Source organism: Prauserella rugosa, from assembly GCF_000719975.1.
GTDB lineage: Bacteria > Actinomycetota > Actinomycetes > Mycobacteriales > Pseudonocardiaceae > Prauserella > Prauserella rugosa.
This window is the reverse complement of sequence record NZ_JOIJ01000004.1, coordinates 46,591-62,998: the sequence shown is the minus strand read 5'-3', so window position 1 is coordinate 62,998 and position 16,408 is coordinate 46,591. Positions and strand designations below refer to the sequence as shown.

The following is a 16,408-nucleotide window of genomic DNA, read 5'->3' as shown; positions in this document are numbered from 1 at the left end:
CGGACACCTGCGGATTGCAGCTTGATCATCGTGGCGTGGCGATGCTTGACCGCGCACGTGCGGTACCGCAGCGTCAGCGGCATGAGTTCATCGACCACGCGTGGTGGTCGCGGGCGCCGGCCCGCGGACCGGCGCACCGACCTGCGCCGGCTGCGTGCCGCACTGCCTTCCGGCACCGCCACGGTCGTCGACCAGTACGAGCGGCACCTGACTTCGGAACGTGGCCTGTCCGCGCACACCGTCCGTGCCTACGTCGGTGACGTCGTCTCGCTGCTGGCCTTCGTCCACGGCACGGACGCGACCGGGCAGGACGCGTCCGAACCCGGAGTGGAAGCTGCCGGAGTGGAAGCTGCCGGAGTGGACGCTGCCGGAGTGGGCACTGGCGGAGTTGATATTGCCGGAGCGGACGCTGCGGACGGCGGGCCCGCGTTGGCCGGTCTCGACCTCGAGGCCCTGCGTGCGTGGCTCGGCAGCCAGCGCAACGACGGCCGCAGTCGCACCACGCTGGCGCGACGGGCGGCCTCCGCGCGGACCTTCACGGCGTGGGCCGCCGACCGAGGCCTGCTGGCGGTCGATCCGGGGCTCCGGCTGGCGGCACCGAAGGCACACCGGACGCTGCCCGGAACCCTGCGTCCGGAACAAGCGGGCGAGGTCATGCGCGCGTCGGCGGCAGGGGCGCAGCAGGAGGACCCCGTCGCGCTCCGCGACCACGCGATGGTGGAGCTGCTGTACGCGACCGGTATCCGGGTGTCCGAACTGTGCGCACTCGACGTCGACGACGTCGACCTCGGCAACCGGCTGGCGCGCGTACTGGGCAAGGGGGACAAGGAACGCATGGTGCCGTTCGGCGTGCCCGCCGACACGGCACTGCGCCGGTGGCTCGACCTCGGCCGTGGTGCCGTGGCGACGGGCGCGTCCGGGCCGGCGTTGTTCCTCGGTGCCCGCGGTGGGCGCGTCGATCCCAGGACGGTACGACGCGTGGTACACGACGCCGTAGAGTCGGTGTCCGCTGCCGACATGGGGCCGCACGGCCTCCGCCATTCGGCGGCCACCCATCTGCTCGAGGGGGGAGCGGACCTGCGCAGCGTTCAGGAACTACTCGGTCACGCTACGCTTGCGACCACGCAGCTCTACACACACGTGACCGTCGAGCGGCTGAAGGCGATTCATGACCGAACCCACCCCCGTGCCCAATGACGCCGGTGGAGTTTCGGCAGGTACGGCCGGTTCGACGCACGCGGACGACAGGCACACTGACGGCACACCTGCCAGGTACGCCGGCCGCGACAGTGCGGCGAACGGCAGGACTGCGGGTGACAGGGCGGGTGACACAGTGACGACCTCGACGTCCCCGGCCGAGACCGACGAGCGGCCCGACGCCGACACACCGCCCGAACCCGACACGGCTGATGCCGAAGCCGCAGCTCCGGCGCGTACCGAGGCGGACGTGGCCATCAGGGCCCTGTGGCAGGAGTTCGCCACCGAACCGTCGCAGCGCACGCGCGACCGTCTCGTGCTCCACTACGCGCCGCTGGTGAAGTACGTGGCCGGACGCGTCGGCACCGGGTTGCCCACCCACGTCGACGTGGCCGACCTGATCCAGTCGGGGATCTTCGGGCTGGTCGACGCGATCGAGAAGTTCGACCCCGACCGGGGACTGCGGTTCGAGACCTACGCCATGCAGCGCATTCGGGGCGCCATCCTCGACGATCTGCGGTCGCAGGACTGGGTGCCGCGGGTCGTGCGCAGCCGTGCTCGCGAGGTGCAGCGCACCCTCGAACGGCTCGGTGCCCGGCTCGGCCGCACACCGACCGACGCCGAGGTCGCCGCGGAGCTCGGCATCTCGCTGGCCGAGCTGCGGGAGCTGTACGGGCAGTTGCGACTCACGAGCGTCGTCGCGCTCGAAGCGCTCGTCGCCGAAGGCAAGGAGAGCGAGTCGGTCGTCGAGTCGCTCCCGGACGACGATGCGGTCGACCCCGCGGCCGTGCTGGTCGACAGGGACAACCGCAAGCAGCTCGCCGACGCCATTTCGCAGCTGAACGAACGTGACCGGATCGTCGTCAGTCTCTACTACTTCGAGAGCCTGACGCTCGCCGAGATCGGCAAGGTGCTCGGCGTGACCGAGTCGCGGGTGAGCCAGTTGCACACTCGCGCCGTCCTGCGTCTCAGGGCGAAACTGCAGGAGGGCGCCGCGGGCTGAGCCGGACCGTCACGAGGGGCCGGCCGAAGCCTCATCGGGCCACGGTTTCAGCCGCAGCGGGCCCGCCGGTGGCACGAACTCGAGCGGATCGAGGTACTCCTCGCCGCGACGCACGCCCCAGTGCAGGCAGGCCACGGTGGGACACCCGGCGTGGTGCCCGGCGACCGTCCCGATCCGCTCCCCGCCGGTCACCCGCGTGCCCGGTGTGACGCCGTCCTCGGGTGAGGCGCGCACCGGTTCGTAGGTGGTGCGCAGGCCGCCGTCGTGCTGGATCGACACGACGCCTCTGCCCGCCACCGTGCCGGCGTGCACGATCCGGCCCTCCGCGGCGGCGAGCACCGGTTGGCCGGGTGCGGCGGCCAGGTCGACGCCGCGGTGTCCCGGTCCGTAGGGAGAGGTGGGCGGGTCGAACGGGCGCACCACCCGTGGCCGCGGCGTCAACGGCCAGTCGAACGAAGGGCTGCGCACCGTGCTGGGGAGGCCCCGGCCAGGGGAGTGCTGGGCCTGCGCGGGAGCGACCGGCGTGGGGCTGTGCAGGGTCACGGCAACGACCACGACCGTCATCGCGATCGCCTCGGCGGCGACCAGGCGACGGCGGGTCGGCGGTCGCCGCCGGTGGGGTAGGCCGAGGCTCGTCCGGGCAGAGCTCATTCGTCCAGCGTGGCGGCCGGCAGCCGGACGAAGGGTGGGTACGGCGAATCTGTGGACGGCCAGGGCCGGTGTGGACAACGTGCTCGTGGACAGGCCGCCCACGGACAGATCCCCACGGACAGATCCCCACGGACAGGCCGCCCACGGACCGAGCGCCCACGGACCGAGCACTCGGGGACCGGCCGCTGCGGATGACTCGGGCGGCGCGCGCCGGCACCGGACCGCCGAGGTGGTCCGGGTCGAGCGCCGGCGTCCGGTCGGCGTACACTGCTTGGCGCAGTCTGTGTACGCACAGGCTGACTTCGCGTGCACGTGCGCGCCCCGCCGAGCGGGGCAGCGGTGCCCGGCGGTCTTTCAGGTCGAGGGTATGGCCAGGGAGTCCGGTCACCGGCACGGCACCAGGGCGGCCACCGACCCGGTGGACCGCGACAACCGGCCCGCGTATCGGACGTCGAATCCGGTGCGCCGAGACAGAAGAGGTGCGAATCAGGCCATGGCCGTCGTCACCATGAAGCAGCTGCTCGATTCCGGCGTGCACTTCGGGCACCAGACCCGCCGCTGGAACCCGAAGATGAAGCGCTACATCCTCACCGAGCGCAACGGCATCTACATCATCGACCTGCAGCAGACGCTGAGCTACATCGACCGCGCGTTCGAGTTCGTCAAGGAGACGGTCGCGCACGGCGGCACGATCCTGTTCGTCGGCACGAAGAAGCAGGCGCAGGAAGCCATCGCGACGGAGGCCCAGCGCGTGGGCATGCCGTTCGTGAACCAGCGCTGGCTCGGCGGCATGCTGACCAACTTCCAGACGGTGCACAAGCGTCTGCAGCGTCTGAAGGAGCTCGAGTCGCAGGAGCAGACCGGCGGCTTCCAGGGCCTGACCAAGCGCGAGATCCTCACGCTGACCCGCGAGAAGGACAAGCTCGAGAAGACCCTCGGCGGTATCCGCGACATGTCCAAGGTCCCGAGCGCCATCTGGATCGTGGACACCAAGAAGGAGCACATCGCCGTCGGCGAGGCTCGCAAGCTGAACATCCCGGTCGTGGCCATCCTCGACACCAACTGCGACCCGGACGAGGTCGACTACCCGATCCCGGGTAACGAGGACGCGATCCGCTCGGCCGCGCTGCTGACCAAGGTCGTCGCCGAGGCCGCGGCCGCCGGTCTGATGGCGCGTTCCGGCCGCAACGGTGCCGCTCCGGAGGGCGAGGACAAGCCCGAGGCCGCCGCCGAGCCGCTGCCCGAGTGGGAGCAGGAGCTGCTCGCCGGCTCCGAGACCGCCGGTCAGAGCACCGCTTCCTGATCCAGTACAGACACCACCTGCGCATCCCGCGACAGAGAACGGAAACGCACGATGGCGAACTACACCGCGGCAGACGTCAAGCGCCTCCGCGAACTCACCGGCTCCGGCATGATGGACTGCAAGAAGGCGCTGGAGGAGAGCGAAGGCGACTTCGACAAGGCCGTTGAAATCCTGCGCATCAAGGGCGCCAAGGACGTCGGCAAGCGTGCCGAGCGCGCGACCGCTGAGGGCCTGGTGGCCGGTGCCGGCGGTGCCCTCGTCGAGCTGAACTCCGAGACGGACTTCGTCGCGAAGAACGACGAGTTCCAGCAGCTGGCCGACAAGCTCGTCCAGGTCGCCCAGGAGCAGAAGACCGACGATGTCGAGAAGTTCAAGGCCGCCGAGGTCGACGGCAAGACCGTCGCCGACGTGGTCCAGGAGCTCTCGGCCAAGATCGGTGAGAAGCTCGAGGTCCGCCGGGTGGCCTACTTCGACGGCAAGGTGGAGACCTACCTCCACCGTCGTGGTTCGGGTCTGCCGCCCGCGGTCGGCGTGCTCATCGAGTACACCGGCGAGGGCGATGCGGCCGCCGAGGCCGCCCGTGGTGCCGCGCTGCAGGTCGCTGCGCTCAAGGCGCAGTACCTCTCGCGCGACGAGGTGCCCTCCGACGTCGTCGAGAACGAGCGTCGGATCGCCGAGTCGACCGCCCGCGAGGAGGGCAAGCCGGAGCAGGCTCTGCCGAAGATCATCGAGGGCAAGGTGGGCGCCTACTACAAGGACAACGTGCTGCTGGAGCAGCCGTCGGTCACGGACAACAAGAAGACCGTGAAGGCGCTGCTCGACGAGGCAGGGGTCACCGTGACGCGGTTCGCCCGCTTCGAGGTGGGCCAGGCCTGACCCAGCCAGGCGCATGTGCCCCGTCTCCCGCCAGTCAGGAGGCGGGGCACATGTGCGAGACACACCGACAGTGACGATCCGCGACAGTCCGTCGACGACGCCGAAGGGATGCCGGAGATGAACGAGGGAGACGCCGACAGGCCCGGACGCGGCTACCGCAGGGTGCTGCTGAAACTCGGTGGCGAGATGTTCGGCGGTGGTTCCGTCGGCGTCGACCCGGACGTGGTCCACTCGGTCGCCGTGCAGATCGCCGAGGTCGTCCGCGACGGCGCGCAGATCGCCGTCGTCATCGGCGGCGGCAACTTCTTCCGCGGTGCGGAGCTGTCCCAGCGGGGGTTGGACCGCGACCGCGCCGACTACATGGCGATGCTCGGCACCGTCATGAACTCGCTGGCACTGCAGGACTTCCTCGAGAAGGAAGGCGTGCCGACACGCGTGCAGACCGCCATCACGATGGGCCAGGTCGCCGAGCCGTACATCCCCCGCCGGGCCGAGCGGCACCTCGAGAAGGGCCGCGTCGTCATCTTCGGCGCAGGCACGGGGATGCCGTACTTCTCCACCGACACGGCCGCCGCGCAGCGCGCTCTCGAGATCGGGTGCGACGCGGTGCTCATGGCCAAGGCCGTGGACGGTGTGTTCACCGCCGACCCGCGGGTGGACGCGGACGCCAAGCTCTACGACGAGATCACCCATCGCGAGGTGCTCGAGCGCGGCCTCAAGGTCGCCGACGCGACGGCGTTCAGCCTGTGCATGGACAACAACATGCCGATCATCGTTTTCAACCTCCTCACCGAGGGCAACATCGCGCGCGCGGTCAGCGGTGAGAGGATCGGGACCCTGGTCAGTACACCCACGAACCTGGAGCAGCCGTGATCGACGAGACGCTCTTCGACGCAGAAGAGAAGATGGAAAAGGCGGTGTCCCACGCCAAGGAGGAGCTGTCGTCGGTGCGCACCGGCAGGGCGACCCCGGCGATGTTCTCCCGCATCACCGTCGAGTACTACGGCGCGCCGACGCCGCTCAACCAGCTGGCCAGCGTCAACATCCCCGAGGCGCGCATGGCTGTCGTGAAGCCGTACGACGCCACGCAGCTGGCGGCGATCGAGAAGGCCATCCGGGACTCCGACCTCGGCGTGAACCCGACGAACGACGGCAGCATCATCCGCGTCGTCATCCCGCAGCTCACCGAGGAGCGGCGCAAGGAGATGGTGAAGGTCGCCAAGCAGAAGGGCGAGGAGGCGCGCGTGTCCGTCCGCAGCGTGCGCCGTAAGGCCAAGGAGGAGCTCGACCGCATCGGCAAGGACGGCGAAGCCGGTGAGGACGAGGTCGCGCGCGCCGAGAAGGAACTGCAGAACCTGACCGACAAGTACGTGGCGCAGGTCGAGGAGCTCGTGAAACACAAGGAATCCGAGCTTCTCGAGGTCTGATGACGAAGGTGACCGACGACCGGGAGCAGCGCTCCGGTGCCGCCGAACCTGGCCGCCCTCCGGACGACGTGCGCGATGCCGCAGAGCCCGACCTTCCCACCTCCGCCGGAGGTGGGGAGCCGGAGGGTGCATCCGAGGGTGTGGGGGAGAAGAAGCCGTCCCGCGCCGGTCGTAACCTCCCCGCCGCGATCGGGGTCGGGGTACTGCTCGGTGCCGCGATCCTGGTGTCGCTGTTCACGGTCCGCTACCTGTTCATCGGTGTCATCGCGATCGCCATCGCGGTCGGCACCATCGAACTGAGCAGAGCGTTCCGCTCGGCCGACATCCGGATCGCCCTGACCCCGGTGTTGGTCGGTGGCCAGGCGATGATCTGGCTGGCCTGGCCGTTCGGTCGCGAAGGTGCCCTGACGGCGTTCGTCGTGACCGTGTTGCTGTGCCTGCTGTGGCGTCTGCCCGGTGGTGCGTCCGGCTATGTGCGCGACGTCGGGTCGTCGGTGTTCGCCGCGGCGTACCTGCCGTTGTTCGCCTCGTTCGCGGCGATGCTGGTCCCGCCGGACGACGGCGTGGGACGGGTGATCGCATTCCTCATCGTGGTGATCGCCTCCGACACCGGTGGCTACGCCGCGGGAGTGTTGCGTGGCAGGCATCCGATGGCGCCGTCGATCAGTCCGAAGAAGAGCTGGGAGGGCTTCGCGGGTTCGATGACGGCGGGCATCGTCGCGGGTGCGCTGTCGTTGGCGTTCCTGGTAGACGGGCACGCCTGGCAGGGTGTGCTGTTCGGTATGGCGATCGTGCTGACGGCCACGCTCGGCGACCTGATGGAGTCGCTCATCAAACGGGACCTCGGCATCAAGGACATGGGTGACCTGCTGCCGGGCCACGGTGGGTTGATGGACCGCCTCGATTCGCTCCTGCCCTCGGCACTCGCCTCCTGGCTGCTGCTCAGCCTGTTCGTCCCTGCCTAACGGTCCCCCCGAGGGCCCCATAGTCGCGTTGAGCGCCGCCATGGGGCCGTTGGGTGCATGTAGCGGTCAGTCGTCGTACGGGTCGTCGACCTCGGCGCGGCCGGTGCCGAGGTCGACCGACCGGCTGTGGTCCACCACGGAGAAGACCGCTCCTGAGGGGTCGGCGAGGACGGCGACGCGGCCGAACGGGCTGTCGAACGGTGCGGTGACGACCTGACCGCCGAGCATGATCGCGTGGCCTGCCACTGCGTCGGTTCCCCGGTGCGGATCCACCTGCAGGTACACCGTCCAGTGCGGCTGTTGATGACGCTGTTCCGCGGCCAGCACGTACCGGTACAGCACGGGCTCGGCGTTGATGCGCCATTCCAGGTAGTCGATGCCGTCGGTGCCGATCTGCTGGCTGGTGTAGCCGAACAGCTTGCCGTAGAAGTCGTCGGCGCGGCTGGCGTCGTGGGTGTTGAGGTCGACGCCGCTGAACGTGCCGGGCAGGAGCTTGGCGAACGTCCACGACGGCGCGAGTTGCCAGAACACGACGGGTGCGCCGCTCGGGTCGATGGCGTGCACGACGCTGCCGCGGTCGGGGATGTCGACGGGGCCGAGGGTGACGAGGCCGCCGAGGTGCTGCACCCATTCGACGGTGGCGGCGGCGTTGGTGACCGCGAGGTGCGGGATCCAGCCCGTCGGCTGGTGTGGACCGGCCTGGTACAGACCGCCGGTCTCCCAGCCGTTCAGGGTCGCGATGCTGTAGCGGTGGGTCACGGGCGCCGGGTCACGCCGGACGTCGAACTCCCACCCGAACAGCTCCCCGTAGAACGCACGGGCGGCTGCGTCGTCGGGGGTGGCGAGTTCGATCCAGCACGGTGTTCCTGCGGGCAGGATCGCGGATGCCGCGTGCGATTCGGACATGGTCACCAGACCCCTTCGGTGCCGTCCTCGTGCGTAAGTGGTCGATGATCTTACGCCTTCGGGGCGGCGTCGATAGGCTGAGTGCGTGAACCGGTTCTCCCGCAAGACGGAGGTCTACCCCAGTCCGAACATCTGGTACCACGCCGACGTCTACGAACTCGAGAACCAGGTGCAGGACGTCGACGGCGTGATCTGGCGGGAGCTGGAACGGCAGGCTCCGTGGTGGGGTGCCGACGTGATCGACCTCGGCTGCGGCGACGGGTTCCACCTGCCGCGGCTGGCCGAACACGCGCGATCGGTGCTCGGCGTGGAACCGCATCCTCCGCTGGTGCGCAGGGCGCGGCAGCGGGTGGCGGAACTGCCGGGGGTGACGGTCGAGCGCGGTCGTGCCCAGCGCATTCCGGCGGCGGACGGTGCGGTCGACGTGGTCCACGCGCGCACGGCGTACTTCTTCGGACCCGGATGCGAACCCGGGTTGCTCGAGGTCGACCGCGTGTTGCGGCCCGGCGGCGTGCTGGCCGTCGTCGACCTGGACACGCGGCACGCGCCGTACGGCGCATGGATGTCGGCCGATCTTCCGCACTACGACGCGGATGCCGTCGATGCGTTCTTCGCCGCTCAGGGCTTCTCGTGCGCCAGGGTGGAAACCCGCTGGGTGTTTCCCGACGAACGCACCGTCGAGGCGGTACTCGGGATCGAGTTCAGCCCCGCGGTCGCGCGGCGGGCCGTCGCCGAGACGTTGCGCCGCCGCGGGAGCGCGGGGGAGGTGGAGCTGCCGGTCGGCTACCGCGTGCTGACCAGGAGGAAGCCGACCGGCCTCGTCGCTCACTCATCGGCCGCGGGTGCTTCGCCGAGTATTCCGTAGAGCGTGCGGCGTGCCTGGTCGAGCGCGTCGGCCGCGCGCGACTTCTGGTCGCTCGTCGCGACGTGGGAGACCTGCTTGACGGCGCCCATGAGCGCGCCGGCGGCGTCGCGGAGCGCCACCTCGTTCGGATCGGCCTCCTCGGTGAAGTGTTCCCACGGCGGCGAGTCGATCTTCTCGGCCGCAGCCCTGCCTGCATCGGTCAGTTCGAACAGGCGCTTGCCGCTGCCCTCGTCGCTGCGGACGAGGCCTTCGTCGGCGAGTGTCTGCAGGGTGGGATAGATCGACCCGGGGCTCGGCCGCCAGAACCCGCCGCTGCGCTCGGCGATCTCGCCGATGAGTTCGTACCCGTGCCGCGGCTGTTCGGCCAGCAGTGCGAGTACCGCCGTGCGTACGTCGCCCCGCCTGCCGCGTCGTGGACCGCCCGGTCCCCGCCGATGTCCACCGCGGCGGCCGGGGCCGAACCCCGGGCCGAAGCCGCCGTCGAATCCCGGGCCGAACGGCCCGAACGCGGGATGACCGTGGTCGGAGTGGTCGTGGCTGTCGAATCTGCGAAAACGTCCTCTCATGACGTCCGCCTCCTCTGTGTGATGTGGGGATCTGCTCTGTCTCCGATCGTCGGCGACACATCAACGATATATCGCTAACAGTCGGCGCGCAATATGTCGACATGTGGGACCATGGACAGCGCTATGACTGCCCTTCCCCTCGTCTTCGACGCACCCCGCCGCGGCCTGCCCGCGCGCCACCTCGCCGACCTCACGCTGGACGAGCGTGCGGAGGCTGTCGCCGAACTCGGCGAGAAGCCGTTCCGTGCGAAGCAGCTGTCGAACCACTACTTCTCCCGGCTGACCGTCGACCCGGAGGAGATGACCGACATCCCGGCGGCCTCCCGGCAGAAGCTGGTCGACGAGCTGATGCCGCCGCTGCTCACTGAGGTTCGGGCCCTGGACTGCGACGACGGTGAGACGCGCAAGACGCTGTGGCGCGCGCACGACGGGACGCTGCTGGAGAGCGTGCTCATGCGCTACCCGGACCGGGCGACGTTGTGCATCTCCAGCCAGGCCGGATGTGGCATGGCCTGCCCGTTCTGTGCCACCGGCCAGGGCGGGCTGGAGCGCAACCTGTCGACGGCGGAGATCGTGGACCAGGTGCGGGCCGCGGCCGCGGTGATGCGCGACGGCACGATGTCGGGCGGCGAGGGCAGGCTGTCGAACATCGTGTTCATGGGCATGGGCGAGCCGCTCGCCAACTACAAGCGGGTCGTGGCCGCGGTGCGGCGGATCACCGAGCCCGCGCCGTCGGGACTCGGCATCTCGCAGCGGTCGGTGACCGTGTCGACCGTCGGCCTCGCGCCCGCGATCCGCAAGCTCGCCGACGAACAGATGCAGGTGCGCCTCGCTGTGTCCCTGCACACGCCGGACGACGAGCTGCGCGACACCCTGGTGCCGGTCAACAACCGCTGGTCCGTCGACGAGGTTCTGGAGGCCGCGCGGTACTACGCCGACACCTCCGGGCGGCGGGTGTCGATCGAGTACGCGCTCATCCGCGACGTGAACGACCAGCCGTGGCGGGCGGATCTGCTGGCCAAGCGGTTGCGCAAGCACCTGGGGCACCTGGTGCACGTCAACGTGATCCCGCTGAACCCGACGCCCGGGTCCAAATGGGACGCCTCGCCGAAGGATGTCGAGCGCGAGTTCGTCCGCCGCGTCAACGACGGCGGAGTGGCGTGCACGGTGCGCGACACGCGGGGTCAGGAGATCGCCGCCGCCTGTGGCCAGCTGGCCGCCGAGAACTGATCCGCGGGCCTCAGCCGGCGAGCGCGCGTAGCCGTTCGGTCGACGCGGGGGAGTTGTAGGTCCGCAGGACGTCGCCGCGTGCCGGACAGCGGTCGAGGTCGGGACAGGTGAGCGGGACGACGGCGGTCAACGTCGTCGCCAGATCGCGTGCGGGCAGTGCGCCGAGAATGGGCTTGTCGCCGAACACCTCGCGGGAGGCCATCAGGTCGGCGAGGAAGTGAGGGAAGCGCAGGCGCAGCAGCGCCTCGTGGAGCGGCATCTGGGCGAGTTTGGCGTATCGGCTCGACTCGAGCCCCGTCGTCAGGTCGTGCAGGCATACGCACAGCGCGTGCCCTTTGTGGCGGATGCGCAGGTGCCACGGCAGCCGGTCGAGGATCCGATCGGCCAGCCGGACGTAGAACCCCTCGCTGTCGAACGCGCAGGCGACGGCCCCGCCGGTGACGGGGGTGGACAGGCGGCGCAGCGTTCTCTCCGCGTGCTGTCTGCGCAGGGCGACGCGACGCTGTCGCCGTGACGGTGCGGCCTGCGGTGCCGCAGGTGTCGGAGCCGGGGTGCTGACGAGCTTCCGGTGCTTGCCCACCCCGTTCACGGTAGGAAGCGGATCGGCCGTGGTCACTCGCCTGTTCCGGTCCGCACTCGACCGTGATCCTCACTCCACGCGTCGGTGTTCCCTCGGTCGTGGGGCCCCGGAACCCGTATGGGTGGCCGCCGATCGCTATCCGGCCTGAAGGTCGTAGAACCGTCCGATGTGTGCGGTGATGGCCTCCGAAGCGGCACCGGCAGCGCCCTGCTCGACGGCGGCGAGGATCCGCCGGTGTTCCTCGGCAAGTCTGGCGGCCGTGTGCGGCCAGCGCAGCATGCGGCCGTAGGCGGTGCGCATCTCGTTCTGCACCGCGTCGCCGAGCGAGGTCAGTAACAGGGTCGCGAGTTCGTTCCGGCCGGCCCTGGCGAGTCCGGTGTGGAACTCGCGGTCGAGCTCGCTGAATCGCTCGGGCGAGACGTCCGGTTCGGCCATGGCGGCGACGACCTCGTGCAGTGACGCGAGGTCGGCCGGGGTGGCCTCGGCTGCGGCGCGAAGAGCGGCGCCGCGTTCGAGATCGATGCGGATGGCCATGAGATCGCCGCGGTCGAAGCCGGACAGACTCATGCGCAACCGGACCAGTCGATCGACGAGCGCGGAGCTGCGCCCGGTCACGACGTATCTGCCGTCGTCGTGGCGTAGGACGTACATCGATTCGAGTACCTCGAGCGCGTGCTGAACGTCGTGGATGCCGAGTTCGAGGGTGCGCGCCAAGTGGGCCGCGGAGGGCAGTGGATCTCCTTCGCCGAGCCGTCTGCGCAGGATCACGTGCTCGACGGCGGCGACGGCCGTGCGGCGGGGTCGAAGGGAGCGAACGTTGTCCGGTACGGGCCCATCCATCGAAAAGTCGCCTCCTCGACAGCGCTGTCTGGTGCGGCAGCGTAGCTCGATAGTGGTCGGACCACAATCGAGGACTGATCGAAGCTCTGGTGGTCGGTCACAGCCGCAGGTCGTCGGGCAGGGGAGCGAAGAATCGCTCGACGTCGGCGTCTGATAGCTCGTCGAGCCGTGCGGGGTTCCAGCGCGGTGCATGGTCCTTGTCGATGATCTTCGCGCGGATGCCCTCCTCGAGGTCCGGATGTGCGAGGAACCGGCTGCATACCCGGTAGTCCTGCACGAGGCAGTCCTCGATCGCGGGTATGGTGCTCGCCCGCTGAAGTGCGCGCAGAGTGACCTTCAGTGCGGTCGGTGATCCGGCGGCGAGCGCGTTCAGAGCGTCGGTGGCGGCCGCCGCGCGAAGTTCTTCGACGATCGCGGCGACGTCGACGGGTGTGTAGCAGCGGTCGATCCACGCTCGGTGCTCGGCGAGCGTGGGTTCGGGTGGGCGGCTGTACTTTGCCACCGTCTCGGCGGGCGGGCAGCCGGCGAACAGATCGGCCCTGAGCTGGCGGAGTAGTGACGAGTCGACGACGTGGTCGGCGAGTCCGCAGTAGACCGCGTCGCCGGCACCCACCCGCGTCCCCGTCAGGGCCAGGTGGGTGCCGATGCGCCCCGGCGCGTGGGTGAGTAGCCACGTACCCGCGACGTCGGGTGCCAAGCCGATGGCAACCTCGGGCATCGCCAGTTGCGCACGTTCGGTCACCACCCGGACGGCGGCGTGGCAGCCGATGCCCATGCCCCCGCCGAGCGCAAGCCCGTCGATCAGCGTCACCACGGGTTTGGGATAGCGGGTCAGGCGTGCGTCGAGCCGGTACTCCTCGCGCCACAGTTGCCGCGCCTGTTCGGGGTCCGACCTGGCCGACCGGTGGACGACGCCGATGTCGCCGCCCGCACAGAAGGCGCGTGGCGATGCGGAGTCGAGCACAACCACCGAGACCGCGTCGTCGTCCTCCCATAGGTCCAGGGCCGCATGCATGTGCCGGATCATCGGCAGGTTCAACGCGTTGAGTGCTTCGGCGCGGTCGAGCGTGAGGTGTCCCGCGGTTCCGTGTACGCGGCAGGCGACACCTGTCCGGTCCTCCATCGAGCCTCCTTCGGCCAGTACCGCGTGTCGAGATTAGGCCTTGCGGCGATGTCTGGCCAGTCCTATGGTCTGACCACATCGCTGTCGTACCAACACTCGGAGCTGAGATGGACACGAGCGAGGAACCGATTCGCGTGATGCTCGCGAAGATCGGACTTGACGGACACGACCGCGGCGTCAAGGTCGTCGCCAGGACCCTGCGCGATGCGGGGATGGAGGTGATCTACACCGGCCTGCACCGCAGTCCCGAACAGGTACTCGATGCCGCCGTGCAGGAGGACGTCGACGTACTCGGCGTGAGCCTGTTGTCGGGCGCTCACATGCCGATCTTCACCCGCATCTTTCAGCTGATCGACGACATGCCGGACCGGCCCCGCTTCGCGCTCGTCGCAGGCGGGGTGATGCCCGACGAGGACGTCGAGGAACTCAGGAACATGGGCGTCGCCGAGGTGCTCGGACAGGACACGACGCCGGAGACGATCGTCGAACGGATCCGCGGCGTCTGTGCACCGGTCGGGGAGGCGTGATGGAACAGTGGAGCTGGCCGCCGAGTTACGACGAGTCCTACCGCCCCGAGATCGCCCAACGTTTCTGGTTCCCTCGCAGGGAGACGATGCCGGCCGAACAGCGGGACGAGGCGATTCTCGAACGCATCCGGCAGGTCATGGAGTACGCGTGGAACAACGCGCCTTTCTACCGTCGCAAGTGGGACGAGGCGGGTATCCACCCGTCGTCCATCAGGAGCCTCGAGGACTTCGAGAAGGTTCCCGTGGTGCGCAAGGAGGAACTGCGCGCCGACCAGGCCGAGCACGAGCCGTTCGGTAGCTATCTCGCCGCGCCGCCATCCGAGGTCAAACACATCAACGGCACGTCGGGGACCACGGGAAGGCCGACGGCGTTCGGGATCAACGAGCGTGATTGGCGCAGCGTCGCCAACGCGCATGCCCGCGTCATGTGGGCCATGGGCATCCGCCCCGACGACACCGTGCTGGTCGCCTCGCCGCTGAGCCTGTACTGGGGTTCGTGGGGCGCCTACATCGGTGCCGAGCGCCTGGGTGCGCGGGTGTTCCCGTTCGGAGCGGGAACTCCGGGCCAGACCGCACGCACGGTGCGCTGGATGAAGCAGATGGGGGTCACCGTGTTCTACGGAACGCCGTCCTACGCCCTGCATCTGGCGGAGGTCGCGCGGGACGAGGGGTTCGATCCGGCCGGCTTGGGGCTGCGGGCACTGTTCTTCTCGGGGGAACCAGGTGCCAGCGTGCCCGCGATCCGCTCGCGCATCGTCGACGCCTTCGATGCCCAGGTGTACGACTCGGGCAGCATGGCCGAGGTCAGTCCGTGGATGCACCTGGGCGCGGGTGCGAACGAACCGGGCGTGCTGTGCTGGCAGGACCTGGTCTACACCGAGGTCTGCGACCCGGGCACCTACCAGCGGGTGGACTACGGCTGTGAAGGCACGCCGGTGTACACCACGCTCGAGCGCACCAGCCAGCCGATGATCCGCCTGCTGTCGGGCGACTTGACACGCTGGGAGGCCCCGTCGGCCGACCGTGGCCGCACGTACCCCTTCCTGCCGAGGGGTATCTACGGGCGGATCGACGACATGTTCACGGTGCGCGGCGAGAACGTGTACCCGAGCGCAATCGACGACGTCGTCATGGCGGCCGACGGCTACGGCGGTGAACACCGCATCGTGATCAGCCGCGAGTCCGCTATGGACACCCTCGCCGTTCAGGTCGAGTACAAGGACGTCCCCGAATCGTCGGTGGATTCCTGGGCCGGCGGCATCGCGGACCGGTTGCGTTCGGTGCTCGGCATCGGTGCGCGGGTGGTGCCCGTCGAGCACCAGACGTTCGATCGCACCGAGTTCAAGGCCCGCAGGGTCGTGGACGACCGGGATCTGTTGCGGCGCTTGGAGAACACGCCATGACGGTGCAGGCTGAGATCGTCGACGGAGTTCTCGCGGGGAGGCATCCAGCGATCGCGCGAATGCTGACCCACGTGGAACGGCGAACGTCCGGTGTGGACGAAGCATTGGCCGCGCTGCACCCGCACGCGGGCCGGGCGCACGTGCTCGGCGTGACCGGACCGCCCGGCAGCGGCAAGAGCACGCTCGTGTCCGCACTGGTCCGCCACTACCGCGACCAGGGCAGAACGGCAGGCGTGCTCGCCGTCGACCCGTCGAGCGTGTTCAGCGGTGGCGCCATCCTCGGCGACCGCATTCGGATGAGTGATCACGGTGGTGACGAGGGGGTGTTCATCCGCTCGGTGGCGACCCGCGGGGCACTGGGTGGGCTGTCCCGAGCCTGTCTGGATGCGATCACGGTTCTCGACGCGGCCGGCATCGACGTCGTCGTCCTCGAGACCGTCGGTGTCGGACAGGCCGAGGTGGACGTGATCAGCGCGGCACAGACGATCGCCGTGGTGAGCGTCCCCGGCATGGGCGACGACGTGCAGGCCATCAAGGCGGGACTGCTCGAAGTCGCCGACGTGCACGTGGTCAACAAGTCCGACCGCGAGGGCGCGTCCCGCACCGTCGCGGAACTGCGCGAGATGTTGCGACTGAGCCACCGGCGCGCCGGACAGTGGAACGTGCCGATCCAGCAGACCGTCGCAGCCACGGGCGACGGCGTGGCCGACCTCGCGGACGCGTTCGCCAAACACCTGACGTGGATGGCCGAATGCGGGGAGCTCGACCGGCGTGCCCGGCGCAACGCCGCGACACGCATCCGCTGGGTCGCCGAGGAACTCGTCCTCCAGCAGTTGCGCCCGGGCCTGGCCGAGTTCGACGCCGCCGTCGACGCCGTGACGGCACACCGTAGCGATCCGCTGGCCGCCGCACGTCGGCTCCTCGACCGGGCCTGACCGGACGCCTA

18 protein-coding genes are annotated in these 16,408 nt (G+C 69.5%); 12 read left to right on the top strand and 6 right to left on the bottom strand.

Features of this window, described 5'->3' with window-relative positions; genetic code table 11:
* Nucleotides 1-81: 81 nt before the first annotated feature.
* Both IF64_RS0107065 and IF64_RS0107060 read left to right on the top strand, forming a co-directional pair.
* The gene (locus IF64_RS0107065; protein WP_084705727.1) at nucleotides 82-1,197 is read left to right on the top strand and encodes a tyrosine recombinase XerC; all 1,116 of its coding nucleotides are present in this window, start codon (nucleotides 82-84) and stop codon (nucleotides 1,195-1,197) included.
* On the top strand, nucleotides 1,169-2,200 hold the full coding sequence (locus tag IF64_RS0107060) for a FliA/WhiG family RNA polymerase sigma factor (protein ID WP_048808271.1): 1,032 nt from the start codon (nucleotides 1,169-1,171) through the stop codon (nucleotides 2,198-2,200). Before IF64_RS0107065 ends, IF64_RS0107060 begins: the two co-directional genes overlap by 29 nt.
* A gap of 9 nt (nucleotides 2,201-2,209) precedes the next feature.
* Here IF64_RS0107060 and IF64_RS0107055 read toward each other — a convergent pair whose 3' ends face one another.
* Nucleotides 2,210-2,851 (bottom strand): M23 family metallopeptidase, encoded by a 642-nt coding sequence (locus IF64_RS0107055; RefSeq protein WP_246134864.1) that lies wholly within the window; start codon nucleotides 2,849-2,851, stop codon nucleotides 2,210-2,212.
* Between the two features lie 493 nt (nucleotides 2,852-3,344).
* Between IF64_RS0107055 and rpsB the strand changes: the two genes are divergently transcribed.
* The 5 genes from rpsB (at nucleotide 3,345) to IF64_RS0107030 (ending at nucleotide 7,422) form a co-directional block, all read left to right on the top strand.
* Nucleotides 3,345-4,154: a 30S ribosomal protein S2 gene (rpsB, locus tag IF64_RS0107050; RefSeq protein WP_030531208.1), complete on the top strand. Its 810-nt coding sequence runs from the start codon at nucleotides 3,345-3,347 to the stop codon at nucleotides 4,152-4,154.
* Nucleotides 4,155-4,205: 51 nt separating this feature from the next.
* Nucleotides 4,206-5,030: a translation elongation factor Ts gene (tsf, locus tag IF64_RS0107045; RefSeq protein ID WP_030531207.1), complete on the top strand. Its 825-nt coding sequence runs from the start codon at nucleotides 4,206-4,208 to the stop codon at nucleotides 5,028-5,030.
* Nucleotides 5,031-5,147: 117 nt separating this feature from the next.
* Nucleotides 5,148-5,903, top strand: coding sequence for a UMP kinase (gene pyrH, locus IF64_RS0107040; protein WP_030531206.1), 756 nt, complete (start codon nucleotides 5,148-5,150; stop codon nucleotides 5,901-5,903).
* Nucleotides 5,900-6,457, top strand: a complete 558-nt coding sequence (frr, locus tag IF64_RS0107035; RefSeq protein ID WP_030531205.1) for a ribosome recycling factor — start codon at nucleotides 5,900-5,902, stop codon at nucleotides 6,455-6,457. The genes pyrH and frr overlap by 4 nt, the downstream gene beginning before the upstream one ends.
* Nucleotides 6,457-7,422 (top strand): phosphatidate cytidylyltransferase, encoded by a 966-nt coding sequence (locus IF64_RS0107030; protein WP_030531204.1) that lies wholly within the window; start codon nucleotides 6,457-6,459, stop codon nucleotides 7,420-7,422. Before frr ends, IF64_RS0107030 begins: the two co-directional genes overlap by 1 nt.
* 66 nt (nucleotides 7,423-7,488) lie before the next feature.
* Here the strand turns inward: IF64_RS0107030 and IF64_RS0107025 are convergent, their stop codons facing one another.
* On the bottom strand, nucleotides 7,489-8,328 hold the full coding sequence (locus tag IF64_RS0107025; protein WP_030531203.1) for a VOC family protein: 840 nt from the start codon (nucleotides 8,326-8,328) through the stop codon (nucleotides 7,489-7,491).
* Between the two features lie 85 nt (nucleotides 8,329-8,413).
* Here IF64_RS0107025 and IF64_RS0107020 point away from each other — a divergent pair, with 85 nt between their 5' ends.
* Nucleotides 8,414-9,193 (top strand): class I SAM-dependent methyltransferase, encoded by a 780-nt coding sequence (locus IF64_RS0107020; protein ID WP_030531202.1) that lies wholly within the window; start codon nucleotides 8,414-8,416, stop codon nucleotides 9,191-9,193.
* Here the strand turns inward: IF64_RS0107020 and IF64_RS0107015 are convergent.
* Entirely contained in the window at nucleotides 9,154-9,759 is a 606-nt protein-coding gene (locus IF64_RS0107015; protein WP_030531201.1) for a PadR family transcriptional regulator, read from the bottom strand. The two genes, IF64_RS0107020 and IF64_RS0107015, sit on opposite strands and share 40 nt — an antisense overlap.
* A 123-nt stretch (nucleotides 9,760-9,882) precedes the next feature.
* Between IF64_RS0107015 and rlmN the strand changes: the two genes are divergently transcribed.
* Nucleotides 9,883-10,989 (top strand): dual-specificity RNA methyltransferase RlmN, encoded by a 1,107-nt coding sequence (gene rlmN / locus IF64_RS0107010; RefSeq protein ID WP_030531200.1) that lies wholly within the window; start codon nucleotides 9,883-9,885, stop codon nucleotides 10,987-10,989.
* A 10-nt stretch (nucleotides 10,990-10,999) separates the two neighbouring features.
* On the opposite strand, the gene IF64_RS0107005 is transcribed toward rlmN, so the two are convergent.
* From IF64_RS0107005 to IF64_RS0106995, 3 genes are all read right to left on the bottom strand, one after another.
* A complete protein-coding gene (locus IF64_RS0107005) occupies nucleotides 11,000-11,569 on the bottom strand; it encodes a hypothetical protein (protein ID WP_246134865.1) in 570 nt (189 codons plus the stop codon).
* Nucleotides 11,570-11,704: 135 nt separating this feature from the next.
* Complete coding sequence (locus tag IF64_RS25265; RefSeq protein ID WP_036875930.1) at nucleotides 11,705-12,409, bottom strand: FadR/GntR family transcriptional regulator; 705 nt, start codon at nucleotides 12,407-12,409, stop codon at nucleotides 11,705-11,707.
* A gap of 97 nt (nucleotides 12,410-12,506) precedes the next feature.
* Nucleotides 12,507-13,532 (bottom strand): enoyl-CoA hydratase/isomerase family protein, encoded by a 1,026-nt coding sequence (locus IF64_RS0106995; protein ID WP_030531198.1) that lies wholly within the window; start codon nucleotides 13,530-13,532, stop codon nucleotides 12,507-12,509.
* A gap of 107 nt (nucleotides 13,533-13,639) precedes the next feature.
* Between IF64_RS0106995 and IF64_RS0106990 the strand changes: the two genes are divergently transcribed.
* From IF64_RS0106990 to meaB, 3 genes are read left to right on the top strand one after another with little or no spacing between them, the layout of a single operon-like run.
* Nucleotides 13,640-14,059 (top strand): cobalamin B12-binding domain-containing protein, encoded by a 420-nt coding sequence (locus tag IF64_RS0106990; RefSeq protein WP_030531197.1) that lies wholly within the window; start codon nucleotides 13,640-13,642, stop codon nucleotides 14,057-14,059.
* Nucleotides 14,059-15,462: a phenylacetate--CoA ligase family protein gene (locus IF64_RS0106985; RefSeq protein WP_030531196.1), complete on the top strand. Its 1,404-nt coding sequence runs from the start codon at nucleotides 14,059-14,061 to the stop codon at nucleotides 15,460-15,462. The genes IF64_RS0106990 and IF64_RS0106985 overlap by 1 nt, the downstream gene beginning before the upstream one ends.
* Nucleotides 15,459-16,397 (top strand): methylmalonyl Co-A mutase-associated GTPase MeaB, encoded by a 939-nt coding sequence (gene meaB, locus IF64_RS0106980; protein WP_030531195.1) that lies wholly within the window; start codon nucleotides 15,459-15,461, stop codon nucleotides 16,395-16,397. The genes IF64_RS0106985 and meaB overlap by 4 nt, the downstream gene beginning before the upstream one ends.
* Nucleotides 16,398-16,408 lie beyond the last annotated feature (11 nt).